This window comes from Flectobacillus longus, assembly GCF_030056705.1.
GTDB classification, from domain to species: Bacteria; Bacteroidota; Bacteroidia; order Cytophagales; family Spirosomataceae; genus Flectobacillus; species Flectobacillus longus.
In genome coordinates this window covers 59,049-83,157 of sequence record NZ_JASHIC010000006.1, presented here as the reverse complement: position 1 = coordinate 83,157, position 24,109 = coordinate 59,049, and the positions used below count along the sequence as shown (strand labels likewise).

Below are 24,109 nucleotides of genomic sequence, written 5' to 3'. Positions count from 1 at the left end.
ATATCCTAAATGATGAACACAAAACCGATAGTCTTAAAAGAAATATATGCCAATCAAAATCACCTATATCATTACTAGCCTTGGAATGGGCGGTGCTGAAATGATGCTTTATAAATTACTGAAATACACTGACCTAAAAACAATTCGTCCAACAGTGATTTGTTTAACCGCCGAAGCAGATTTGATAAAGCCTATTCAATCATTGGGAATAGAAGTATTTGTTTTACCTTATCAAAATCGTTGGTATAATCTTCCTCTTATCGCTTTTCGTTGTCATTTGATTCTTCGTAAGCTTTGCCCTGACATTGTTCACACTTGGTTGTATCATGCCAATGTCCTAGGTGGGTTAGGTGCATATTTGTTGAGGAGGCGACCCATCATCGTGTGGAATATTCGAAATACCCTGAGTGGAGTTACTTCATGGTCACAAAAGGCGTTTTTTCTTATCGTAAAAATTTGTTCCCACTTTATCCCCAATCATATTTTGAGTTGCTCACAGCGAGGAGCTCAAGAGCATCATTTGGCTGGATTTCGTCAGAAAATCAAAGTGATTCATAATGGGTTTTTAGATAAGCCTCAGGTTATGCTCAATAATCGTTCTATTAAGCGTATTGGAATGATTGCAAGATTTACACCCGAAAAAGACCATTATACCTTTCTGAAAGCGGTTAATCTTTTTTTACAAAAAAATACCCAATGCCGATTTGTATTAATCGGGAAAGGCTGTAGTACAGACAACCATCAACTTCAAAAATGGATTAAACAATTTCATCTAAGCGAATATATCGAACTGCATGAGGCACAAATTTCTCTTGATGATATACTGACTACGTTGGACATTGTCACACTTAGCTCCTACTCAGAAGGCTTTCCGAATGTTATTGGAGAAGCTATGATGAAAGGTATTCCCTGTGTTTGCACCAACGCTGGTGATGCTTCAATCCTTGTGGACAAATCAGAATTGATTGTGCCAATCCGCCATCCTGAGGCATTGGCAGAAGCTTGGCTATCTGTTCTATCAATGCCTCAGGATAAGCACCTTGAGCTTATGCTATGCTTAAGGGCAAGAGTTTTGGAATATTTTCATATTTCCAAAATTGCACATCAATACAATGAATGGCATTTGTCTTTACTTTATCCTTAATAAAATATGTGCGGAATAAATGGAATTATAGGGCTGAAATCTATAAAATTGATGCCTTCGTTATTACAAAAAATGAATTTGGAGCTCCAACAACGTGGTCCTGATGATGATAGTATTTGGATAAATGACGACTTGACTATGGGGATGGGAATGCGCCGATTGGCGATTGTAGATGCAGATTTTGCTAAACAGCCTTGGCATGAACAAAATGTTTGTTTGTGTTTTAATGGCGAAATTTATAACTATCAATCTCTTAGACTAACGCTAATTGGCTTGGGGTATCAGTTCAAAACCGAATCTGATACTGAAGTGTTAGCCAAAGCTTACTTACATTGGGGGATATCCTGTGTCGAGCACCTCGATGGTATGTTTGCGATAGCAATTATTGATTTTAGACTCAACAAACTTTTTTTAGTTAGGGATATTAATGGCGAAAAGCCTTTGTATTATTATATCAATCATCAATGCGTGATTTGGTCGAGCGAACTCAAAGGCCTTTCAACTAGCTATGAAGCGCTTAATGAAAAACAAGCTTCAATTAATCCCGAAGCACTTAATTGGTATTTTAGATTAGGCTTTATACCTGCTCCATTGAGTATTTATCAATCTATTTTGAAAGTCAAGCCAGCACAATATTTGAGTATAGACTTGACTAGCCTTCAGGCAAGTACATCCGATTTTTGGAAAATGCCATCTTATTCTCCGTCTTTCAATCAACAAAATGCCTTAGGCACTCTAGATATATTAGTTCAACAAAGTGTACAACAAAAAATATGTACCAAGCATGCTACAGGGTTGTTACTTAGTGGAGGAATAGATTCGAGTATTTTGGCCTATTGGTTCAAGCAAATGAATACCAATATTCACTGTTTTTCCTTACAAACTCAGCATAATGCACAAGATGAAAGTTTTTTGGCACAAAAAATTGCTCGATTTTTAGGTCTAAAACACGAGATTATTCCACTTGATTTTATACAAGTACAAAAGCAGCTTGACGAAACGCTAAGTTATTTTGATGAGCCCTACGCCGATTCGTCAGCGATTGCTAGCAATTCGATTCATCAATGGGTAAAAAATGACATAAAAATCATGTACGGAGGCGATGGTGCAGATGAGGTTTTTGGGGGATATCAGCGCTATCTGATGTCAAGCTTTGCCGATAAAATTCGATATTATGCACCTTTTCTAACAAGTGCAAAACAGCTTCCTTTACATCAACTCTCAGATAATTCTCAGATAAATGCGTGCATTAAGTTTTTTGAAAAAATAGGAACTAATCCATCCGAAGATATATGGAATATTAGTCAAATGGGTGTTTCTGAGTCAATAATAAATACATTACTATTACCAGAATGGCAACATTGTGATACTTTGAAACCCCTATTTATGTCTTTGCCTTCACACAATTCGTTGTCCTTGGCAAGACATTGGGATAAGCTCATTGCATTGGAAGGAGATATGCTTGTAAAAACCGACCGTATGAGTATGCGTGCTTCCATAGAATACCGAACCCCATTTCTGTCTAAAAATCTTTGGGAGTTTTCACAAAAACTACCCAGTTCATTGCTTATCCAAAAAGGTATTACTAAATATTTGCTGAAGTCATATCATTCCAGTTTGTTTCCACAACGTTTTCAACAAAGTAAAAAGAAAGGCTTTGAAGTTCCGATTGATATTTGGTTTAGTACCAATTTAAAGAAGGAACTTTTAATGCTAATAAGTACGGATTTTCTTATAAAACAAGGTGTTTTTAATGTCTCAAAAATACAAAAGCAGGTTGCTTTGTTTCTTCAAAAACCACATCGATATAAAGTCCAACTTTGGATAATTTATTGTTTTCAAAAATGGTATAAGCACCATATACAATGACCTAATGTATAGGTAATGTTTAACAGATAGTTTTCCATTTTTTAGTATTTCAATCAACCTAGTCTAATATATACTACTGGCGAATGTATAAAACAGCTCCACATCTCTTACTGGTTATCAATTCGGATGCCTTTTTTATTTCGCATCGCATAGCAATGGCTCAAGCTTGCTTACAAAATAAATTTAAGGTCAGTATTGTTACCAAAGACACAGGACATCGTGCCTATATCGAATCTCTTGGTTTTGAATTTTATGACTTTTCTATAAATCGAGGAAGTAAATCCCTTATCCAGAATTTTAAAGAATTATATTTTCTTCGAAAACTATACTTTAAGATAAAGCCTGATATTATTCATCATGTTGGTATCAAACTTATTTTATTAGGAAGTATCGCTCGTTTGGGAATAGGCAATAGTATTGTGCTCAATGCTGTTGCTGGGTTGGGTTCAGCTTTGTCTGCAAATAGATGGAACATTTTAAAAAAGATATTCAGCCTATCGAGTTTTATTTTTAGAAAAAACTATCAACATTTTCTTTTTCAGAATGAACAAAATGCTCATTTTTTTCAAACACTTCTAAAGCTAACACATTCACAAATCAACCTTATTAAAGGTACTGGGATTGATATTAATTATTTTGTTTATACTCCCGAATCCAATTCATCTATTTATGTGGTTCGCCTAATTGCCAGAATGTTGAAAGACAAAGGTGTCTTAGATTTTATAGAAGCCGCCAAGCTTCTACGGAGTAAATGGGAAGGTAAAGTTGCTTTTGAACTTATTGGTCCTATCGATGAGGCAAACCCAAGCGCATTGACTCGACAAGAACTTGAAGCTAGTGTGGATAACTTTTATCTAATGTGGCAAGGAGCGCAGTATCCAATATTACCATTTTTACAAACAGCACATATTATTGTTTTACCCTCATATCATGAAGGTTTTCCACGAATACTTTTGGAAGCATCGGCTGTTGGACGAGCGATTATAGGTAGTGATTGTGATGGATGTAAAGCATTGATAAAGCATCAAGAAAATGGTCTGATTGTGCCTATTGGACATATTGAGGCTTTAGCGCACCAAATTGACGATTTGTTGGAAAATACACTTGTTAGGCAAACTTTAGGACACAACGCTAGGCAAGTCGTTGTGGAAAACTATACTGAGCAACAAGTCAATCAAGCTTTTATTGAACTATATCATCGTTTGCTATGTGGGAAATAAGACAATTTTAACCAACTTTGTAGTAGATTTCCCATAAAGTTATCCACACTTGATTGTGGATAACTTTATGGGAAATAGAATCAAACATTTTTTGTACATACTTTATGTTGAAAATACTTAACATCGTTGGCGCTCGCCCCAACTTCATGAAAGTAGCGCCATTGCATCGTGCTTTTGAAAATCACCCAGCTATCGAATCTAAGATTGTTCATACAGGACAACATTTTGATGCCAAGATGAGTGATGTGTTTTTTGAACAGCTTCAAATGCCTAAACCTCATTATTTCTTAGGTGTAGGAGGAGGTTCACATACCGAAGTAACAGCACGTACGATGTTGGAGTTTGAAAAAGTAGTGCTTCAAGAAAAGCCTGATTTGGTATTGGTTGTGGGCGATGTAAATGCTACTTTAGCTTGTACTTTGGTAGCTATCAAATTACACATCCCCGTGGCACATGTAGAGGCTGGTCTACGTAGTGGTGACCGTAAAATGCCCGAAGAACTCAACCGTATTTTGACTGATAGCGTTTCGGATTATTTATTTATTACCGAACAATCTGGTATTGACAATCTTAAAAGGGAGGGTGTACCAGACGAAAAGGTGTTTTTTGTTGGAAATGTCATGATTGACTCATTGGCGCATTATCTCAAAAAAGCACAACAAACATCTGTTTTAGAAGAACTCACATTAGCTAAGAACGAGTTTGTTGTAATGACTATGCACCGCCCCGCTAATGTAGATACAGCCGATGGACTTGCCTCAATTTTGACTATTATTGAAAATACTGTTCCTTACAAAAAAGTGGTATTCCCAATTCATCCAAGAACGTCAAATAACTTGAAAAATTTTGGACTATGGGATAGGCTTCAGCATATTGAAGGCTTAGTGCTAACCGAGCCACAAGGATATTTGGAGTTCTTACAATTAATGCAAAATGCTAGTTTGATAATCACAGATTCGGGGGGTATTCAGGAAGAAACGACATATTTACAAGTACCTTGTTTAACCTTTAGAGACACAACCGAACGTCCTGTTACTGTTGAGTTAGGAACCAATCAATTGCTGTCAGATCTGAATCCAGTTACAGTACATGAAAAATTTATAGAAATTTTAGAAGGTAAAGCCAAACAAGGTATAGTTCCCCCGCTTTGGGACGGACATACTTCAGAAAGAATTGCAGATATATTAGTAGAGAAAATAGGAAAGTAAGGTGACCTCTTATTGCTTCAAAAGTCAAAACCCTCAGATGCTAAAATCTTAGGGTTTTGTTTTTTAAAATATAGATTAAACCTTGTTCTATAAGAACAATCCAAAGCATCAAATTTATCCTTTCCCATTATCTAACAATTTAACTCGAGCACTTTTAGTCATGAAAAAGCTATTAATCATTGCAGCTATGTTTAGCGTTACGTTAAGTACTACTTTAGCTCAGGAAACTCCTTCTAAAAAAGGAAAAAGAGAATGGAAAGCAGATTCAACAGGTCGTCAAAGAGGTCATCGTGGTGATGGACAAGGACGCCCCAAACGTGATTCTTTGATTCGTAAAGAAGGTAAAAGACCTGCTAGAGCCAATTAGATAATGCTGAGTTCGTAAGTGGAGTGAGTAATTTTAAAAATATGTTTATCAGCTTTTGTCTTGATAATTGTATTGTTCTAATTATACATATCTGCTTAAATATTAAAGCTTAGGACTATCTTTTCGCAAATGAGGAGGCTTACTAAAGTATTTACACAGATGCGTTAGTTGGCACTCCTCACATTTTGGTGAACGTGCAATACAAACATAACGCCCGTGCAAAATTAACCAATGGTGTGCTTTAGGAACTAGCTCTTCAGGAATATGTTTGATGAGTTCTTTTTCTACTGCCAAAGGAGTTGTAGCGGTTTTAGCTACCAAACCCAAACGATGGGATACCCTGAATACGTGTGTATCTACAGCCATAGCAGGTTGATTAAAAATCACAGAAACAATCACATTGGCTGTTTTACGACCTACTCCAGGAAGTGTTTGTAGCTCTTCTATAGTGCTTGGTACTTCCGACTTGAAGTTGTCAACGAGCTTTTGTCCTAAACCAATAAGATGTTTGGCTTTGTTATTGGGATATGAAATTGAGCGGATATAGAAAAAAACTTCTTCAAAAGTAGCACTTGCTAAAGATTCGGGTGTGGGGAAGCGTTCAAATAAAGCAGGTGTTACTATATTAACTCTTTTGTCGGTACATTGAGCAGATAGTACTACAGCCACCAATAATTCAAAAGGAGTTGTATAATGTAGTTCGGTTTCAGCTACTGGGAAATTATTGAGAAAGTAGTCTATCAACAAACGATAACGTTCTTTTTTTAGCATAACAAAATCTGGATTAACAAAATTGTATGAGAGGGATACTTGTCTGGTAAGTATCAAAAGTCAAAAATAAGGATAAATAGTCAGATTTTTTAGTAGCAGAAATACAATAAGAGACAGATAGAAGTCTGTAGATGACTTCTAAAAAATAAAGCAAATAAAAATTTACTCAAGTCTTAATAAGACTTGAGTAAAACAAAAAAACATCAAACCTGAGCCTAAAACTAGGCGGAGGTTTGATGTTTTGAGTCAAAATTACGAGAATACGCTAATATATTGTCGACCGTTCTAGAGGATGGTTCACGATAGCTGGCATCTAAACCAATTTTAAGATCTACTAAATCCAAATAAAACTCCAGCATTTCGGTATCATGTACCAATGCATCTTGTATTAGTAGGTTTTCTTCTTCTGAAGTTTCCTCATAAACGTAACGAATTACGTCATTCTGCGTAAAGGTTTGTATCATAGCTCGGAGAATTTTTACTCATCATTTTGCGCAGATTTATCAACGCATAACGCATTCTCCCCAATGCCGTATTGATACTGACGCCAGTGGCGTCGGCAATTTCTTGAAAACTCATATCTTCATAATGACGCATCACGAGTACCTCACGTTGCGAATCTGGAAGACGTTTAATCAAATCTCTTAGATGATTGTGTGTTTCATTCTTAATTTGCATTTCCTCGATAGAGTCTTCTGCAAAATCAAGTGTATTGAATACACTACTACCATCTTCGAATACGATATTGGGATAGCGTTTTTCTCGACGGAAATTGTCTATAGCCATGTTATGGGCAATTCTAAGTACCCACGGCAAAAATTTACCTTCGTCATTGTACTTTCCAGAACGAAGTACATCCACCGCTTTTACAAAAGTATCTTGTAATAAGTCTTCTGCAACGTAAGTGTCTTTCACGATTAGATAAATCGTTGTATAAACTTTTGATTTGTATCGGCGAACAAGTGTTTCGAAGGCATGTTCGTCACCATTTTGAATATAGCGTGATACTAGCTCACTGTCGTTAACATGGATTCTTTCCATCTTGATAAATCTATTTGGTTAACGTAAAGCTTTATATCATATTGCTTCTCCTATATTGTTTTTTTAGTGACTACTCTAGTAAAAAATGAAGTATGCTTGATTGGTTGATTCAAAGATAGTAGTTGTTATATTAATTCCAAAAAAATTACAAGCAATTTTAACTTTCGTTAACAAATATTAACAGCCATTTTTTCGTTCTAATGAAATGTACCTACTCAAAATGACGACTAATACCTAATAAATACCTAGTGTTTTCCTGAAATCTCCAAATATGTTGTTAATCTTCTTTATATACGGATAACAATATGATTTGGACTTTTACTGTCTTTGTCTCAAAAATACTCAAAACTCAGGCAAATGCAAGAAATATGTACACAGAATTGATTAAATGGTCTCAAAATGAGAAAATATATAGCAACAAATGCAATAAATAGACCAAACTTGAAAAGTACGATTGATTATATGGTAAATAGATACTGTTGCTTTCAAAAAACAACTTTAGGGGTTATACAAAAATCTTTTGCGGGATAGGTTTTAATCAAATAAAATTAATTGCAGAGTCAATGAATAAGAATAGTACAGTAATAAAAAAAGAACTGCCTTTTATAAAGCAGTTCTCTTAAAAATACTGTTAGAAAATTATCTACGACGTCTTTTCACTTTGCCTGTTTTGCTATTGCGAACACGTTCTTCCAGTTCGGCGATAACTTTAGATGAATTTTCTTTATTTAATTCGTAAGTTTCGTTCAATGACTTGTAAGAAGCTTGAATCTTGTTATAGTCGTCCAACAAACGATTATATTTAATAGTAAGGGTTTCGAAGGTATCCTTACTATCTTCTTGGCATTTCATGTAGTCTTCATTCTTTTTCTTGAACTGACTTTCAAGGCTAAAACGGAAGCTACTTAACTCTGCGTTTTCTTGACGCTCTTTCAAAATTTGACTTTCAAGTCTTCTTACTTGGTCTTGATACTCAGCAATTTTCTTGCTATCTGTACAACTTGATAATAATAATGCTAATAAAGCAACAAATAAAGATAGATTTCTCTTCATGGGTATAATGGGATTTATTGGTCGATTTGATTGACTAAACAATTTTTGTAATGTTCGACTTTTAATAACTACTTGTATGACGAATGAATATAATTGATTATTACTCAGCCACTAGACCATCTGGGCAAACTTACTTGGATTTTTTGAATGTTTAAAATATATATCAAACTTTTTTTAGAAAAAGCCTTGATAGATAGAATTTCTTCCTTAGTTTTGCATAAAAATCTACTTATTTTATAGAGTAAATAATGTAGGTGGATTACTCATTACACAAGAACCTTGTGCTACTTTGACCAGCTTAGGGTGTTTTGTTTGATTTTTAAACAGAAAAGCAATGCAAAGTTTCAGAACTGAACTCGAAAATCCACTTGTTGAAAAAGACATATTAGATTTAGCTCGTAAAATTGAATTATTTAGAGATGGTAAAATCCACGAAGAAAAATTCCGTAGCTTACGTCTAGCTCGTGGTGTATATGGCCAGCGTCAACAAGGGGTACAAATGGTACGTATCAAATTGCCTTATGGTAAAATGACCTTTAAGCAGTGGAAACGTATCGCTGATATTTCGGATGAGTATTCGATAGGAAATTTACACTTGACTACTCGTCAAGATGTTCAAATTCACTTTGTTTCTTTGGATCGCACTCCTGAATTGTGGGCACAATTGGAACAAGATGATATTACACTTCGTGAGGCTTGTGGTAATACCGTTCGTAACGTTACGGCTTCTATCACTTCGGGTATCGATACTCAAGAGCCTTTTGATGTAACTCCTTATGCTGATGCTATTTTCCGCTATTTCTTGAGAAATCCTATTTGTCAAGAAATGGGTCGTAAAATCAAAATAGCTATTTCAAACTCCGACGCTGATACTGCATTAACTTATATGCACGACTTTGGTTTGATTCCAAAAGTGTTGGATGGCAAACGAGGCTTTAAAGTAGTTGTTGGTGGAGGCTTGGGCGCTCAGCCTATGTTGGCCTATACAGCATTTGAATTTTTGGAAGCAAATCAAGTAATTCCATATTTTGAGGCAGCTTTGCGAGTGTTCGACCGTCATGGTGAGCGTAATTCTCGTCACAAAGCTCGTTTGAAGTTTTTGATTCAAAAAATTGGTTTCGATAAGTTTGTAGAATTGGTAAATGCAGAAACGATTGCTATCAAAAACAAAACATTTGAGATTCCAACTATTGGGTTCAGCGAAACAGAAATCGAAGGATATTTGCCAACTCAAACGGCATCTACAGTTGCCCCTGAGACTGATGAGTATAAAACTTGGTTGCAATCTAACGTTTTTGCTCAAAAGCAAGAAGGATATTTTGGTGTGTATGTTCGTATCTTAAATGGTAACATTTCTTCTAATACGTCTCGTTCTTTAATCGAACAGTTGGATGGATATGTAGCAAATGATGTACGAGTGAGTATCAACCAAGGTTTGATGTTGCGTTTTGTACCAGAAGCTAATATTCCATATATCTATGAGTTGCTAAAAGCGCATGATTTGGCTTCGCCTGGGGCTAACTCAATTGCCAACATTACGGCTTGTCCAGGTACTGATACTTGTAACTTGGCGATTTCGGATAGTACGAATATTACTTCCAAATTAGAAGCAGTTATTTCTGAAGACTTCCCTGATTTGATTTATAATAACGATATTAAAATCAAAATTTCAGGTTGTATGAACTCTTGTGGTCAGCATGGTATGGCAAATATCGGCTTCCACGGTTCGTCTTTAAAGTCAGCAGATAAGCGTGTATTGCCTGCGCTCCAAGTATTGTTAGGCGGCGGAACAGTTGGTAATGGTGTAGGTCGTGTGGCTGATAAGGTGATTAAAGTGCCTTCAAAACGTGGACCTGAGGTATTGAGAGTATTGTTGAATAATTATGAAGAAAACGCAACAGAAGGCGAATACTTCAATGATTATTATGACCGTCAGGGCGAAAAATATTTTTATAGCTTGTTAAAACCAGTAGCAGACCTTACCACTTTGAAAGATGATGATTTCATTGACTGGGGTGCTTCAGAACAATTTGCTACCGAAATCGGGGTAGGCGAATGTGCTGGTGTAATGATTGACTTAGTTGCAACTTTGTTGTTTGAATCAGAAGAAAAATTAGAGTGGACTTTGAATGCCTTTAACGAAAACCGCGTAGCTGATTCTATCTATCATGCCTACAGTGTATTTGTAAGTGCTGCTAAAGCCTTGCTTTTGGATAAGAGTGTTAACGTTTCTACTCAAAATGCCGTTATCGAGAAATTTGACGAGCATTTTGTTGCAAAAGGCGAAATCACAATTGCTCAAAGCTCTTTCAAAGAATTAGTACTTCAAATCAACCAAAACGAGCCTAGCGTTGACTTCGCTACTTCATATATCGCCGAAGCAAAAGCTTTCTTAGCATTGGCTAAAGCATATCGTGAGCAAACAGTAGAGGCGTAAGCGTACCGAGTTTTGTTTGATTATTTAGTATAGTCATATACAACATTTGAAGGGGTGTAATTCAAAAGGCTTGTCCAATTGGGTACACCTCTTTTTTATTAGATTGAGTGATTTGTGAGTAAGAGATTGAGCGATTTTTTAAAATAGTTTTGTCTCAGATTGATTCGCTTACCATTACTCGATGACCAACTACTTTTCGATTATGAATAATTTAGAAGCTTTTCATACATTGGAACCTAAACCACGCTTGACTGTAGTTGGCGCTGGCCCAGGTGACCCAGATTTAATTACCCTAAAAGCCACCAAGGCATTAGCCTCGGCTGATGTCGTACTTTATGATGCGCTTATTGCTCCTGAATTATTAGATTATTGTAAACCCGAAGCCGAAAAAATTTATGTAGGCAAACGCCCAGGAGAAAGCCATTCTCAAGATGCTATTAATTTTTTGATAGTCGAAAAAGCCTATATGTATGGGCATGTGGTACGTTTGAAAGGTGGTGACCCATTTATTTTTGGACGAGGTATGGAAGAAATTGAATATGCTCAACAATTTGGTTTAGAAACAGCCTATATTCCTGGTATATCTTCTTCGGTAGCAGCTGCTGGGTATGCAGGTATTCCGTTGACAACGAGAGGGGTTAGCGAAAGTTTTTGGGTGATTACTGGTACTAAATCAGATGGTTCTTTATCCAAAGATTTGGCACTAGCTTTACAATCATCAGCAACTATTGTTGTTTTGATGGGAATGAGTAAAATAGAACAAATCGCAGAACTATGTATTCAACAGGGAAAAGCAGATTTGCCTATTGCCGTTGTACAGCAAGGTACAACCGTTCATCAAAAAGTTGGAATTGGTACTGCTAAAAATATTAAATTCGTCGTTGAGCACAATAAGCTATCAAACCCTGCCGTTATTGTGCTTGGAGAAGTAGTAAAGTTTGCTTCAACGTCCACATTACAGTCTATTGCACAAAAGAAGTTTAGTGTCTAGTACACATTCGACATATTAACAAGCCCCAAGGCATGTTTAAAGATTATTAGTGGTTAGGTATTTAGAAAAGCTCAGTAGTTATTACTATGAGCTTTTTTTGTTTTATAATACTTTTAGTAAACTCAATACCAAACTAGCTGAATTATAAGCAGCAATTTTTTCAAAATTAGGCATATCTTGATGTGCATCTCCATTGGCATTGTCGCTTATACTTCTGAGTACCAAACAGGGTAATTGCATCTGATAACACACCTGTGCTACAGCGGCTCCTTCCATCTCTATGGCATCTGCCTTAAGATTTTTTCGTAGCTCATCGACTTTTGATTGAGAATTGACAAAAACATCTCCTGTTGCTATAATTCCAGTTAAAATCTGAGGCATTCTATTATTTTTCCCAACAGCTTGATAAGTACATTTAGGAGCTGTCTGCTGAGCAATACCCACCAAAATACTGTCAGAAGGAATGTATATTGGATTGAGTTGTAGCGTTGCTGGATTGCGAGTAGCACGAAGCGTAATACCTTCGTTTTGTAATCTACCAAAATCATGATGAACACATGATTTGGCAATAACAATATCCCCAGGAGCAATACCGTTGGCAATACCACCTGCAATACCTGTGAAAATGAGTCTTTCGGGTTGCCAATTCATCAATAATAAAGTGGTAGTCATAGCGGCATTGACTTTACCCACACCAGTTAGGGCTATTACAACAGATTTTCCTGAAAGTTCCCCCGTCAAAAAACGAACTCCTTTTACTCGATGTTCTTCTTTGTTTTTGAGTGAATCTTCCAATAATTGTATCTCTGCATTGAATGCCCCTACGATTGCTGTAATCGTTTTGGTTTTTTGAGAAAAAACCTTTGGGCTAAAGAAGCAAAGTAATATGAGTGTATTGATGAAAGTTGTGCGAATAGATACACAAAAAGATGGCTTTAAGCTAAAATTGGACATGTTTGTGAGATATGAAGTAATGCTTTTTGCTTTAGGAGGTTATTAACATTCAGTAATACAAAGCTGATAACCTAAGCCTAAAACATTACTCTGCATTTGAATTAATAAATAGTCTAACTTGAAATCGTAAAAATTTATAAATAGCACAGAAATTCGATAAATACGTTTATCTAATGTCCCCAGAAAAGCGCTACTAATGCAAAGGCGTCAATAATCCATAAGGCAAGAGAAACCTCCTTAGATTTTCCTACTGATACTTTGATAATCGTCCAACTCAGAAACCCCCAAATAATACCTTGGGTAATAGAATATGAAAATGGGATAAGTACAAGAGATAAAAATGCAGGAACGGCATCGTCAAGTTCTGACCAATTGATTTTTGCAATTGGTTTCATCATAAAAACCCCTACAATGATTAAGGCTGGTGCTGTTGCAATGGCAGGTACAATGCTCAAAAGTGGAGACAAAAACATAAAGGGCAAAAACAAAAGCCCTGCCGTAATGGCAGTGAGCCCTCTTCGACCTCCTTGCTCGATACCAACAGCAGACTCAATATAGGCAGTGCCTGGACTTGTACCTAAAATGCCTCCTAAAAGCGTTGCTACGGCATCGGTCATTAATGATTTTTTAACGTTTTGTGGTTCGCCATTTTCATCGTACAAATCTGCTGCCTCAGCAATGCCAACAAAGGTTGAAATACTGTCGAACATATCAGTGAAAACAAATGCAAAAATTACAGGAAATAAGGAGACTTTCAGGGAGTTGACCAAGTCTAATTGAAACAATAAGCTAAAATCAGGAGAAGAAAAAATTCCTTGCCAAGTAACTAGTTGAGCATTCCCAAAGTTAATGGCTGAGGCATCGCCCCACAATCGCCCAATCGGGATAGCCAATAGGGTTGTTAGTACTATCCCTATGATAATTCCGCCTGTAGTTTGTCGAACAATTAGAATCGCCGTTATAAATAAGCCTATGAGAAACGTTATAACTATGGGGTCTTTGAATGAGGCGATACCGACTAGAGTTGCTGGGTTATCCACAATGAATTTGGCATTCTCAAAACCTATTAAACTAATAAAAAGCCCAATTCCTGCTGATATGGCAAATCTAAGTTGAGTCGGAATGGCTTTTACAATATAAGTTCTAACATTGAATACAGAAAGAATGACAAATAGAACACCTGCCCAAAACACAGCGCCTAGGGCTATTTGATAACTAATGCCCATACCCTTGACAGCAGTAAAAGTAAAGAAGGCATTCATCCCCATACCAGGAGCAACAACAATTGGATTTTTGGCATAAAGTCCCATCATTAAGCTACAAAAAAAGCTTAAAATAACGGTAGCTGTAAGTACGGCATTGAAGGGCATTCCTGTTTGACTTAGGATAGAAGGGTTGACTACAATGATGTACATAGTGGCCAAAAAGGAACTGACACCAGCGAGAATTTCAGTGCGATTGGAAGTAATTTTAGTTGTCATGAAAAAGGGATTTCTTTAAAAATACAGCCCAAATAAGACATTCCCAAATTAGGGGTCTTTTCTCATGACTTTAATACTATTTCTTATTAAATTAGTTTCAATACATATATGACACTTTTTTTTGGATGAAACCGTTATACAAATTTAAACCTGACGATTATGAAAGCTATTTTGAGTCAGTCACTTACAAGAATACTGACAACTTGTTCATTGGCACAGCTTTTGACCATTTAATAATTCACTTTAAAAGTATTCAGATTTTACTATAACTTTATTACCATTCTGACACTTTGTCAGTTGAGCTACTTACTAATTTGGAATTAAGCGCAGAATAAAAACTTTTTTTTAAAACATTATTTTTTCTACAACTTCTTCAAATTATAAGTGAAAATTTATCAACAGCAACTTGCTTACGGAAAAATTGTTCAACTATTGCTTCTAATTTGCTTGTAAGCTCATAGCCAAAAGCACATTGCTGAATGTTAATTAATTATAATACCTTACCGCTTATCCAAATTTTTTTAGAGGGAGATTATGAGCTACAATAAAAAATTCTTTGATACACTCAGACTTGCAGAAATTTCGGATTTCGATGGGATTGAGTTGATACCTTTAGGTACAGAACAAGTTGATGACGAGAAGTTAGGCAAACTCTCAAATGAATTACCCATACTTCCCATCCGCAATATCATATTATTTCCAGGGATGGTGATTCCTATTACGGTAGGAAGACAAAAATCTGTACGCCTTGTCAAAAAAGCCTACAAAGGCGACCGTACAATAGGCGTAATCGCACAAGCTAATCCTAGTAAAGAAGAACCTGTAGGCGACGATTTATATAAAATAGGCACAGTAGCACATATTTTAAAAATGATAGTGCTGCCAGGAGGAAATATTACTATTATTGTTCAAGGACGCAAACGTTTTGAAGTAACCGAATACGTAAAAACTGAGCCACATTTACTAGCTAAAGTAAGTTATATCGAAGATACTTTTCCAACGAAGCTAAATCGTGAGAACAAAGCTTTGGTTCAGTCTCTGCGTGATGCGGCTGGAAAAATCCTGTTGTTAAACCCTGACATTCCTCGTGAGGCACAAATTGCACTGGATAATATCGAGTCGCCAAATTTCTTGGTACATTTTCTTTCTGCTAATATCAATGCAGAATTGGCCGAAAAACAGCAATTGCTTGAAACTTTCAGTGGAATTGAACAAGCTCAAAATTTGTTGCAGTATATGATGAAAGATATTGACTTGCTCGAACTCAAACGAGAGATTCAGAGTAAAGCCAGTAGCGATATAGATCAGCAACAAAGAGATTATTATTTGCGCCAACAAATTAAGGTTCTTCAAGAGGAGTTAGGCGTGGATAGCCCAGAGGCTGAAATTGATAAATTACGTGCTAAAGGAGCAAATAAAAAGTGGTCGAAAGAAATTTCTGACCATTTCCAAAAAGAATTAGGAAAGTTACAGCGTACTAATTCTATGTCGGCTGAGTATCCTATGCTCATGAACTACGTAGAGCTATTGGCTGACTTGCCATGGAACGAATACTCGAAAGATAATTTTGATCTAAAGAAAGCGCAAAAAGTCTTAGATGCAGATCATTTTGGACTCGAAAAAGTAAAAGAACGTATTATCGAGTATTTAGCCGTTCTTAAAATGAAGGGCAACATGAAAGCGCCAATTCTTTGTCTTTATGGACCTCCAGGAGTAGGTAAAACCTCTTTGGGACGTTCGATTGCTAAAGCCCTAGGTCGTAAGTACGTACGTATGGCATTGGGTGGCTTGCATGATGAATCAGAAATTCGTGGGCACCGCAAAACTTATATTGGTGCCATGCCAGGCAAATTGATTCAGAATATTAAAAAGGCAGGTTCTTCAAATCCTGTATTTATCCTCGACGAAATCGATAAAGTTGGTGCCGATCATCGTGGTGACCCGTCATCGGCATTGTTGGAAGTACTTGACCCCGAACAAAATAGTGCCTTCTTTGATAATTATTTGGAAGTAGAATTCGATTTATCGAAGGTTTTATTTATAGCTACCGCTAATTCACTAGATACAATTCATCCTGCCTTACGTGATCGTATGGAGATTATTGATATTAGTGGTTATACGATGGAAGAAAAAGTTCAAATCGGTAGAAAACACTTACTTCCAAAACAAAAAGAAGAACATGGTCTCGAAAATAAAACAATTAATGTGACCGATGGAGCACTTCAAAAAATAGTTGAAGGATATACACGTGAGTCGGGTGTGCGTAAATTGGAACAAGAAATCGGTAAACTGATTCGTAAAATTACCAAAGCCATTGCAATGGGCGACGAATATCCAAAGATTATCAAGCCTGAAGATGTCGTGAAATTATTAGGTACAGAGGTTTTTGATAAAGATTTATATGAAACCAACGATTTAGCGGGCGTGGTTACAGGCTTAGCTTGGACACCTGTAGGTGGAGATATTCTCTTTATTGAATCATTATTGAGCCGTGGAAAAGGTGGCGTTACCTTGTCTGGACAACTGGGTGATGTAATGAAAGAATCCGCTTTAACAGCGCTTTCGTATTTGCGTGCTCATTCGGATGAATATGGTATTGATTATCGCATTTTTGATAACTATCATTTGCATATTCACGTACCAGCTGGAGCAGTGCCAAAAGATGGACCTTCAGCAGGTATTACGATGACTACTTCTATTGCTTCGGCTTTGACTCAACGCAAAGTAAAACCACATTTGGCTATGACTGGTGAGGTAACTTTACGTGGGAAAGTATTACCTGTAGGCGGTATCAAAGAAAAGATTTTGGCAGCTAAGCGTGCAGGAATTAAAGAAATAATTCTTTGTAATAAAAATAAAAAGGACATTGAAGAAATCACACCTGCTTATATCTCAGACCTTACCTTCCACTATGTAGATCATGTGGATGAGGTGTTGAAAATAGCTTTATTACCTGAAAAAGTTAGTAAGCCAATTGATTTTATTTTTCCAGAAGAGAAAAAAGAAAATGCATTAGTGTAAGTAATTGAGAATCGTTTTTGGGTCCAATAGCTTCATATTTATAGGATTTAAAATTATCCAACTTGGGCACAGAGCTTTTATACTCTGTGCCTTTTTTATGCTCGAACAAATGCCTCAAAAAGTACTTATTCTACAAGGAATTCCTGCTAGTGGGAAATCTACATTTGCCAAATCCTTGGTAGCTGATAGCCGAGGTTTATGGAAACGCCTTAATAAGGATGATATGCGTGCTATGCTCGATGATAGTGTGCATTCAAAAGAAAATGAAAGCTTTATCGAACAACTTCGTGATATGATGTTGTTTGAAGCACTCAAGTCTGGAAAGAATGTAGTTATCGATGATACTAATCTTTGGGAAAGACCTATCGAGCGAGTGAAAAAGGTCGTGGAGCAATTTCAGAAAATACATCGTACTAAGGTAGAAATAGAAATAAAACCTTTTGAAGTAGACTTAGGCACTTGTATTGAGCGTGATAGTCAGCGAGAAAGTAGTGTAGGAGCTACAGTGGTTTCGAAGTTGTATCGCCAGCATATTTTATCCAAAGAAAAGCTATATAACTATGCTGAAAAAGATGAATCTCTCCCTCCTGCCCTTATTTGCGAGTTAGATAATGTAATTGCTATGCCTACGCAACGAAGCTTGCAGGATATTTTTTTAAGTGAAAATGATTTGGTGCATCAACCCATCAAAGAGTTACTAGATATTTACAGGGCTAAGGGTTATAAAATCATTTTACTAACTCAGCGACCAGAAACCTACCGCCGACAAACACAAAATTGGCTTTATTATAATCGAGTTGAGTTTGATAAATTATTAATGTATCCTTCAGGTATTAAAGGAGTTAGACATAAAAAGGAGATTTATGAGCAGGAAATAGCTTCCAAATACCAAGTTAAGTTAACCTTAGAAACACAACAAGAGGCTGTCGATCTTTGGAGATTAGAACTTCAGATTCCGTGTTTGCAAGTGGGTTATGGAGATTTGTATTGATAAGATTTCCTAAAAATAAAAGACCTTCGGATACGTCCGAAGATCTTTGCTAGATTATCTAAAAAGCTAATTTCCCTTTTACTACTAAAGAAAATTAGGATTCAATTGATATTTCTAAAAATATTTTACATTCCTACTTCACAGCCCACTCTATAACCCCAGCAGCATTATCAACAGGTAGTTGCACTTCCATTTTGATTGCTTTGGTTGTTACGGGCTCAAATTGTATACTATTGAGCTGGTCTTTGGCAATAGGGCTTTGATTAATGACTTTTACAGGAATCCATTCTCCATTTTTTTGATAGTAAATCTTGTAAGAAGCAGGAATACGACAGCCTCCCCAAGGACTATCATCTAACCAATAAATGCTTGACGAGGATACTGTATAAGTTTGGTCAAAGTCATATTGAAGATATTCTGTAGTATTCTTTTTAGGCCACCAGTGCAAGAAATTGGCACTTTTGTCATTAGAGTTTTCTACTTCATATTGGTCATTTAGCGCTTTTAGCATCAATGGATTACTTACAGAACCTGACACCTTACTTTTGCTGGCAATAGTTGGTGCAGGGGTTGGGCGTGCTGCCGTTTCTTCATACGGAATCCAAACTGTCATTTCTGTAGCCCCACGATTTGCCCATGAGTAGTACGGAATCGCCTTGATGTCTGTCGTTTTCTTTACCAATTCTTCAGAACCTACTTGTCTTTGTGTGGTAAATCCTTTCATGTTCAAAGTCATGACACCATTCAACAAATCTTGTTGATAAGAGGCTGTAACAGGAGCGCTTTTATCCACAACCAAACTCATGACTGATGCTGAGGTATTATCATTTCCTTCCAAACAATATACCATTGGCCCTCTCTGTAAGGCAAATTTTGATTTGTCAGCTTTTACATTGCTGTTAGCCAAAATTTTTCTTACATCCATAGGAAGTGTGAAGCTTACTTTATCGCCTTTTTTCCAAATTCTATCAACTACAGCATAGCCTTTTTCCATTTTATAAGAAAATACTTTACCATTTACCAAAAGCTGGATTGGGCTTTCTGGTGTTTCATCTTTGTACAAATCACCTGATGATGGTTTACTTAATGCCCAACCCGGAATACGAATGCGTAAAGCAAACTGTGCTGTTTTGGCAGGAGCAATCGTAATGTCATTTTTCCCTTCCCAAGGATATGCCGTTTGTTGGGTAATCATCACAGCTGTATTGGGTAATTGAATAGTGGCAGTCCCTCCTACAAAAAGGTTTACGTAAAGATTTTTTTGATTTTGAGCATACGTATATCCCGGTACTGAAGGTAAGAAGCGAGTCATATTTGAAACACAGCAAGCACAATCCCACCAAGCACGACGCTGATGTTGCCCCATAGACGCCAGTGGATTTGGGTAAAAAAACTTATCCCCACTCAATGAAATTCCTGAAAGCAAACCGTTGTAAAGTGTTCTTTCAAGAACATCAACATATTGTGCATCGCCGTGTAATAAAAACATACGCTGATTCCAATAGACATTCGCAATAGCAGCACAGGTTTCTGCGTAAGCACTCATGTTTGGCAAATCATAATCGTCGCCAAAAGCCTCGCCATTGCCTGTCGCACCGATTCCTCCTGTGATGTAAAGTTTTTTATCAACTACGTCATGCCAAATATCATCAATCGCAGACAAGTAAGCTTTGTCGCCAGTAAGCGCTGCCACGTCAGCCATTCCTGTGTACATATAGGTGGCACGTACCGCATGACCAACAGCAGTATGTTGATCTACAACTTTTTTGTGCGATTGGCTATATTCTTGATTGAGGTGTCCTTCTTTTCCTCTTAAATCTAAAAAGAACTTAGCTAAATCAAGATAGGCTTTTTTGCCAGTGACTCTATACAATTTTGTCAAACCTGTTTCTACGATTTGGTGTCCAGGAAAGCGTTCTTCTTTTCCCCAACCAAAGGTTTTTACCAATAAATCAGCGTTTCTGATGGCAATATTCAAAAGGTTCTTTTTGCCTGTTGCCTGATAATGTGCAACTGCTGACTCGAACAAGTGACCAGCATTATAGAGTTCATGACTCAAATCTTCTTCTTTTTCCCAACGTTTAGCGCCAAGCCATTCATGAGGTTTTTGGATAGGCATGGTTCTAAAAGTATATAAATAGCCATCTGCCTCTTGCGCTGAGCCAATAATCGTAATCAAGGAATCAAGATAGGTTTCTAGCTGAGGATTTTTCTGTGTTTGTAGACTGTAAGAAGCCCCTTCAATGACTTTATAAAGGTCGGTATCATCAAACGTAAAAGAAGTGCTTTTATCGGCAGGGATTTGCTTTGCTGCTTTACGGAAATTGTCAATACGTCCTGTGATTTTACACTGATTAAGCGTGTAAGGAATAGTCACATTGGCATTTACCTGCATTTTGGGCGTCCAAAAATTATCTTTAAAATGAACTTGTGTAAATGCCACAGGCTGAATAGGATAATCGCCTTTTTGGGCAAAAACTCCTAAACAAAAAAAGCAGAAAAGTATTGTTTTGTGTATCATATTCTATGGCGCGAATGCTTGAATGAAGATCCAGTTTGAGCAAATATCATTTTAAATAATATTTACTCTCCAGACACTCATTTATAATTCACTATTAGTTTTTTTCAATATATAAAAAACAGGAATTCCTAATAACACTAAGCCTAAGCCTGGCCAAGTATAATTTGGTTTATAAATAAGTAATAAAATACAAATGCAAGTTGCTGTAAAAATATACAGTAATGGCACAAACGGATATCCAAATGCTTTGTAAGGTCTTTCAAGTTCTGGTTTTTTGATTCGTAAACGAATAATTCCTAGAATGGTAAGTGCATAAAAAATGAGTACTGCAAAAATCACATAGTCGAGGAGTTCGCCGTATTTACCACTCAAGCATAAAACCGAAGCCCAAGCACATTGAATCCATAGCGCTTTTTCGGGAACACCATTTTTGTTCAGTTCTCCTACTTTTTTGAAGAATAGACCATCGTTTGCCATCGTGTAATACACACGGGCGCCAGCCAAGATAAGTCCATTATCACAACCAAAAGTTGAAATCATTAAGAAGACTGCCACAATCATAGTACCTCCTTCTCCAAAAATATGTTGCGAAGCTACTACCCCCACTCGATCATTTTCTGCAAAAGCAATAGCTGGTAAGTCTAGTACCGAAACGTACATGATATTGGCGAGTAAGTAAATGCTTGTTACAATGAGTGTTCCGAGGAAAAGACTTAGACCAATATTGCGTTGTGGATTTTGGATTTCGCCAGCGATAAATGTCACATTATTCCAAGAATCACTACTAAACAAACTTCCGACCATACTAGCGGCGATTGCTCCGAAGGCAGCCCAACCTGTGTATGGTAAAAATCCTGAAGAGGTAAGTTGTTGAATAGAAAAGCCTGTTTGCCAGTTATGATGCCAAGTTTCGGTATTAGCCGTAAGGATGAATCCAAAAATAACTAATCCGAATAAGGCAAGCAGTTTGGTCACTGTAAAAATTGACTGGACATATTTGCCGTATTGAACACCACGTGTGTTGATAAACGAAAGAAAAATGATAAGGGCTATAGAGGTAAGTTGTGCTGCTGAAATATTGAGTCCTAGGACTGAAAATAGAATATTTTTTTCGCTTAAAACAGGAAAAAGATAGGCCGAAAACTTGCTAAAGGCAACCCCAACGGCGGCGATAGAGCCTGTTTGGATTACGGTAAAAAAGCTCCAACCATACAAGAAACCAACCAGAGGATTGAAGGCCTCTTTGAGATAAATATATTGTCCTCCTGCTTTGGGAAACATACCACTTAGCTCGCCATAACTAACGGCCGCCGCTACAGTGAGTAATCCAGTAATAATCCAAACCAAAAGAAGTCCTCCTGTCGAACCCACATTTCGGACAATATCAGAACTTACAATAAAAATCCCAGACCCAATCATTGAGCCTGCCACAATCATAGTGGCATCGAAGAGGCGAAAGGAGCGTTTGAAGGATGGTTGTTCTTGAGACATAGTTGAGTGATTGATGAATGAGCGATTGAATAAGTGTAAATCTTCATACTCACTCAACCGCTCCACCACTCAATCACTCAATAAAGTCAGGTATTAATGTAAAATAAAATCATATTGCTTTAGGCTGTAAGCCTTAGGCATTAGGTAAAATATCAGATATACCTTGCACACTTATGAGGGTAATCCTACAAATTAAAATTTTGAGTGATTATGGGTGCAAGGTGCTGATAATTAAAATATTACATTTTAAATTCACAACTCACAATTCACAACTCAGCATTGATGCTACAGTACTTGAAACCCATAAGCATAAGGATCATCCTCTGGATCGATATTGATGGTATTGTAGCCATAGATTCTTGCCCAGCCTTCTATACTTGGTTTCATGGCGGGCTTTCCTCCTACGGTAGTTTCTTCTTCTATTCTTCCAATAAATTTTGAACCAATGATACTTTCATGTATAAACTCATCCCCTTTCTTTAATTTACCTTTGGCGTACCATTGTGCCATACGTGCCGAAGTACCCGTACCACATGGTGAACGGTCAATGGCTTTGTCTCCGTAAAATACTGCATTACGAGCTGTAGAAGTTGGGTCTAATACGTCGCCAGTCCACAAGATATGCGAGCAACCTTTGATAGTATCATTTTCGGGATGCACAAAAGAATATTGCTCGTTGATGCGGTTACGTAAGGTTCTACTCCAACTAATAAGCTGGTCAGCACTGTAATGTTGCAAGCCTTTGAAATTCTCTTGAACATCTACAATGGCATAAAAGTTACCACCATACGAAACATCTACTTTGATAGGACCTAAATCAGGACATTCTACACTTAAATCAGTAGCTGCTAAGAAAGAAGATACGTTGGTGAGTTTTACGCTTTTTACCTTTTTACCTTCTTGTTTATAGTCAATTAACACCAAACCAGCAGGAGCTTCCATACGAATTTTTCCTTCTACTTTTGGCGTGATTAATCCTTCTTCTACTGCAATCGTGATTGTTCCGATGGTACCATGTCCACACATGGGCAGACAGCCACTTGTTTCGATAAACAATACCGCTACGTCATTTTCTGGGTCATGAGGAGGATACAAAATACTTCCGCTCATCATGTCATGACCACGAGGCTCGAACATCAGTCCTTTTCGAATCCAATCATAATTTTGGAGGAAATATTGGCGTTTTTCGCTCATATTACTTCCTTCAAGCACAGGCCCACCTCCTGCCACTAGTCTCACGGGATTACCACAAGTATGGGCGTCGACACAAAAAAATGTTTTTTTCATAGTTTTCTCAGGGGTAAGTATGAGTGATGAATTGTGAGTGATGAGTTTTGAGTGTAATTTTTTTGATTACTAATATTTTATCTCATTAGTCCATTCAGCTTAATTCAGCTCGATTACTTAATGCTTTACGTTTTAAACTGCCTACAAATGTTAAAAATTACGGCAAAGGCACCGAAAGGATTATATTGAACAGTGAGTAGTCGACAGTAAAAGGTTTTCCACATACAAACACCTAATAGTCAAAAGCTCATAGTCGCTAATT

Annotated in this window: 18 protein-coding genes; 9 read left to right on the top strand and 9 right to left on the bottom strand. The window is 36.9% G+C overall.

The window, feature by feature from the left end:
* The first annotated feature begins 46 nt into the window (after window positions 1-46).
* The 5 genes from QM491_RS05565 to QM491_RS05545 all read left to right on the top strand — a co-directional run bounded on the left by QM491_RS05565 (window position 47) and on the right by QM491_RS05545 (window position 5,808).
* The gene (locus QM491_RS05565; RefSeq protein WP_283326281.1) at window positions 47-1,144 is read left to right on the top strand and encodes a glycosyltransferase; all 1,098 of its coding nucleotides are present in this window, start codon (window positions 47-49) and stop codon (window positions 1,142-1,144) included.
* Window positions 1,145-1,150: 6 nt separating this feature from the next.
* Window positions 1,151-3,013, top strand: a complete 1,863-nt coding sequence (gene asnB / locus QM491_RS05560) for an asparagine synthase (glutamine-hydrolyzing) (protein ID WP_283326280.1) — start codon at window positions 1,151-1,153, stop codon at window positions 3,011-3,013.
* A gap of 83 nt (window positions 3,014-3,096) precedes the next feature.
* Window positions 3,097-4,233 carry a glycosyltransferase family 4 protein gene (locus QM491_RS05555; protein WP_283326279.1) on the top strand — a complete coding sequence of 379 codons (1,137 nt, stop codon included), beginning with the start codon at window positions 3,097-3,099 and terminating at the stop codon, window positions 4,231-4,233.
* 104 nt (window positions 4,234-4,337) lie between these two features.
* Complete coding sequence (wecB, locus tag QM491_RS05550) at window positions 4,338-5,441, top strand: non-hydrolyzing UDP-N-acetylglucosamine 2-epimerase (RefSeq protein WP_310589547.1); 1,104 nt, start codon at window positions 4,338-4,340, stop codon at window positions 5,439-5,441.
* Between the two features lie 160 nt (window positions 5,442-5,601).
* Window positions 5,602-5,808: a hypothetical protein gene (locus QM491_RS05545; RefSeq protein WP_283326278.1), complete on the top strand. Its 207-nt coding sequence runs from the start codon at window positions 5,602-5,604 to the stop codon at window positions 5,806-5,808.
* Window positions 5,809-5,910: 102 nt separating this feature from the next.
* On the opposite strand, the gene nth is transcribed toward QM491_RS05545, so the two are convergent.
* The 4 genes from nth to QM491_RS05525 all read right to left on the bottom strand — a co-directional run bounded on the left by nth (window position 5,911) and on the right by QM491_RS05525 (window position 8,673).
* A complete protein-coding gene (gene nth, locus QM491_RS05540; RefSeq protein WP_283326277.1) occupies window positions 5,911-6,579 on the bottom strand; it encodes an endonuclease III in 669 nt (222 codons plus the stop codon).
* Window positions 6,580-6,800: 221 nt separating this feature from the next.
* Window positions 6,801-7,043, bottom strand: coding sequence for a hypothetical protein (locus QM491_RS05535; RefSeq protein ID WP_095161053.1), 243 nt, complete (start codon window positions 7,041-7,043; stop codon window positions 6,801-6,803).
* Window positions 7,018-7,620: an RNA polymerase sigma factor gene (locus QM491_RS05530; protein WP_095161052.1), complete on the bottom strand. Its 603-nt coding sequence runs from the start codon at window positions 7,618-7,620 to the stop codon at window positions 7,018-7,020. Before QM491_RS05530 ends, QM491_RS05535 begins: the two co-directional genes overlap by 26 nt.
* Before the next feature lie 639 nt (window positions 7,621-8,259).
* A complete protein-coding gene (locus tag QM491_RS05525; protein WP_166552601.1) occupies window positions 8,260-8,673 on the bottom strand; it encodes a hypothetical protein in 414 nt (137 codons plus the stop codon).
* A 334-nt stretch (window positions 8,674-9,007) separates the two neighbouring features.
* Here QM491_RS05525 and QM491_RS05520 point away from each other — a divergent pair, with 334 nt between their 5' ends.
* Window positions 9,008-11,110, top strand: a complete 2,103-nt coding sequence (locus QM491_RS05520) for a ferredoxin-like domain-containing protein (protein ID WP_283326276.1) — start codon at window positions 9,008-9,010, stop codon at window positions 11,108-11,110.
* Between the two features lie 202 nt (window positions 11,111-11,312).
* A complete protein-coding gene (gene cobA / locus QM491_RS05515; RefSeq protein WP_283326275.1) occupies window positions 11,313-12,101 on the top strand; it encodes a uroporphyrinogen-III C-methyltransferase in 789 nt (262 codons plus the stop codon).
* 102 nt (window positions 12,102-12,203) lie between these two features.
* Here cobA and QM491_RS05510 read toward each other — a convergent pair whose 3' ends face one another.
* Together QM491_RS05510 and QM491_RS05505 are read right to left on the bottom strand one after the other, a co-directional pair.
* The gene (locus QM491_RS05510) at window positions 12,204-13,055 is read right to left on the bottom strand and encodes a 5'-methylthioadenosine/adenosylhomocysteine nucleosidase (protein ID WP_283326274.1); all 852 of its coding nucleotides are present in this window, start codon (window positions 13,053-13,055) and stop codon (window positions 12,204-12,206) included.
* Window positions 13,056-13,225: 170 nt separating this feature from the next.
* Window positions 13,226-14,536: an NCS2 family permease gene (locus tag QM491_RS05505; protein WP_283326273.1), complete on the bottom strand. Its 1,311-nt coding sequence runs from the start codon at window positions 14,534-14,536 to the stop codon at window positions 13,226-13,228.
* A gap of 534 nt (window positions 14,537-15,070) precedes the next feature.
* Between QM491_RS05505 and lon the strand changes: the two genes are divergently transcribed.
* A complete protein-coding gene (gene lon, locus QM491_RS05500; protein WP_283326272.1) occupies window positions 15,071-17,557 on the top strand; it encodes an endopeptidase La in 2,487 nt (828 codons plus the stop codon).
* A 97-nt stretch (window positions 17,558-17,654) separates the two neighbouring features.
* A complete protein-coding gene (locus QM491_RS05495; RefSeq protein ID WP_283326271.1) occupies window positions 17,655-18,548 on the top strand; it encodes a phosphatase domain-containing protein in 894 nt (297 codons plus the stop codon).
* A 133-nt stretch (window positions 18,549-18,681) separates the two neighbouring features.
* On the opposite strand, the gene QM491_RS05490 is transcribed toward QM491_RS05495, so the two are convergent.
* The 3 genes from QM491_RS05490 to QM491_RS05480 all read right to left on the bottom strand — a co-directional run bounded on the left by QM491_RS05490 (window position 18,682) and on the right by QM491_RS05480 (window position 23,847).
* On the bottom strand, window positions 18,682-21,069 hold the full coding sequence (locus tag QM491_RS05490) for a glycoside hydrolase family 127 protein (RefSeq protein ID WP_283326270.1): 2,388 nt from the start codon (window positions 21,067-21,069) through the stop codon (window positions 18,682-18,684).
* 81 nt (window positions 21,070-21,150) lie between these two features.
* Window positions 21,151-22,560, bottom strand: coding sequence for an APC family permease (locus QM491_RS05485; protein WP_283326269.1), 1,410 nt, complete (start codon window positions 22,558-22,560; stop codon window positions 21,151-21,153).
* A gap of 285 nt (window positions 22,561-22,845) precedes the next feature.
* Window positions 22,846-23,847 carry a 4-hydroxyproline epimerase gene (locus QM491_RS05480; protein ID WP_166550898.1) on the bottom strand — a complete coding sequence of 334 codons (1,002 nt, stop codon included), beginning with the start codon at window positions 23,845-23,847 and terminating at the stop codon, window positions 22,846-22,848.
* Window positions 23,848-24,109 lie beyond the last annotated feature (262 nt).

Excerpts from the sequence above, each read along its gene's own strand:
- QM491_RS05520 (WP_283326276.1), top strand. The coding sequence starts at position 9,008 with ATGCAAAGTTTCAGAACTGAACTCGAAAATCCACTTGTTGAAAAAGAC.
- QM491_RS05565 (WP_283326281.1), top strand. The coding sequence starts at position 47 with ATGCCAATCAAAATCACCTATATCATTACTAGCCTTGGAATGGGCGGT.
- asnB (WP_283326280.1), top strand. The coding sequence starts at position 1,151 with ATGTGCGGAATAAATGGAATTATAGGGCTGAAATCTATAAAATTGATG.
- QM491_RS05495 (WP_283326271.1), top strand. The coding sequence starts at position 17,655 with ATGCTCGAACAAATGCCTCAAAAAGTACTTATTCTACAAGGAATTCCT.
- QM491_RS05490 (WP_283326270.1), bottom strand. The coding sequence starts at position 21,069 with ATGATACACAAAACAATACTTTTCTGCTTTTTTTGTTTAGGAGTTTTT.
- QM491_RS05510 (WP_283326274.1), bottom strand. The coding sequence starts at position 13,055 with ATGTCCAATTTTAGCTTAAAGCCATCTTTTTGTGTATCTATTCGCACA.
- lon (WP_283326272.1), top strand. The coding sequence starts at position 15,071 with ATGAGCTACAATAAAAAATTCTTTGATACACTCAGACTTGCAGAAATT.
- QM491_RS05480 (WP_166550898.1), bottom strand. The coding sequence starts at position 23,847 with ATGAAAAAAACATTTTTTTGTGTCGACGCCCATACTTGTGGTAATCCC.
- cobA (WP_283326275.1), top strand. The coding sequence starts at position 11,313 with ATGAATAATTTAGAAGCTTTTCATACATTGGAACCTAAACCACGCTTG.
- QM491_RS05545 (WP_283326278.1), top strand. The coding sequence starts at position 5,602 with ATGAAAAAGCTATTAATCATTGCAGCTATGTTTAGCGTTACGTTAAGT.
- QM491_RS05530 (WP_095161052.1), bottom strand. The coding sequence starts at position 7,620 with ATGGAAAGAATCCATGTTAACGACAGTGAGCTAGTATCACGCTATATT.
- QM491_RS05485 (WP_283326269.1), bottom strand. The coding sequence starts at position 22,560 with ATGTCTCAAGAACAACCATCCTTCAAACGCTCCTTTCGCCTCTTCGAT.
- QM491_RS05555 (WP_283326279.1), top strand. The coding sequence starts at position 3,097 with ATGTATAAAACAGCTCCACATCTCTTACTGGTTATCAATTCGGATGCC.
- QM491_RS05505 (WP_283326273.1), bottom strand. The coding sequence starts at position 14,536 with ATGACAACTAAAATTACTTCCAATCGCACTGAAATTCTCGCTGGTGTC.
- QM491_RS05535 (WP_095161053.1), bottom strand. The coding sequence starts at position 7,043 with ATGATACAAACCTTTACGCAGAATGACGTAATTCGTTACGTTTATGAG.
- QM491_RS05525 (WP_166552601.1), bottom strand. The coding sequence starts at position 8,673 with ATGAAGAGAAATCTATCTTTATTTGTTGCTTTATTAGCATTATTATTA.
- nth (WP_283326277.1), bottom strand. The coding sequence starts at position 6,579 with ATGCTAAAAAAAGAACGTTATCGTTTGTTGATAGACTACTTTCTCAAT.
- wecB (WP_310589547.1), top strand. The coding sequence starts at position 4,338 with ATGTTGAAAATACTTAACATCGTTGGCGCTCGCCCCAACTTCATGAAA.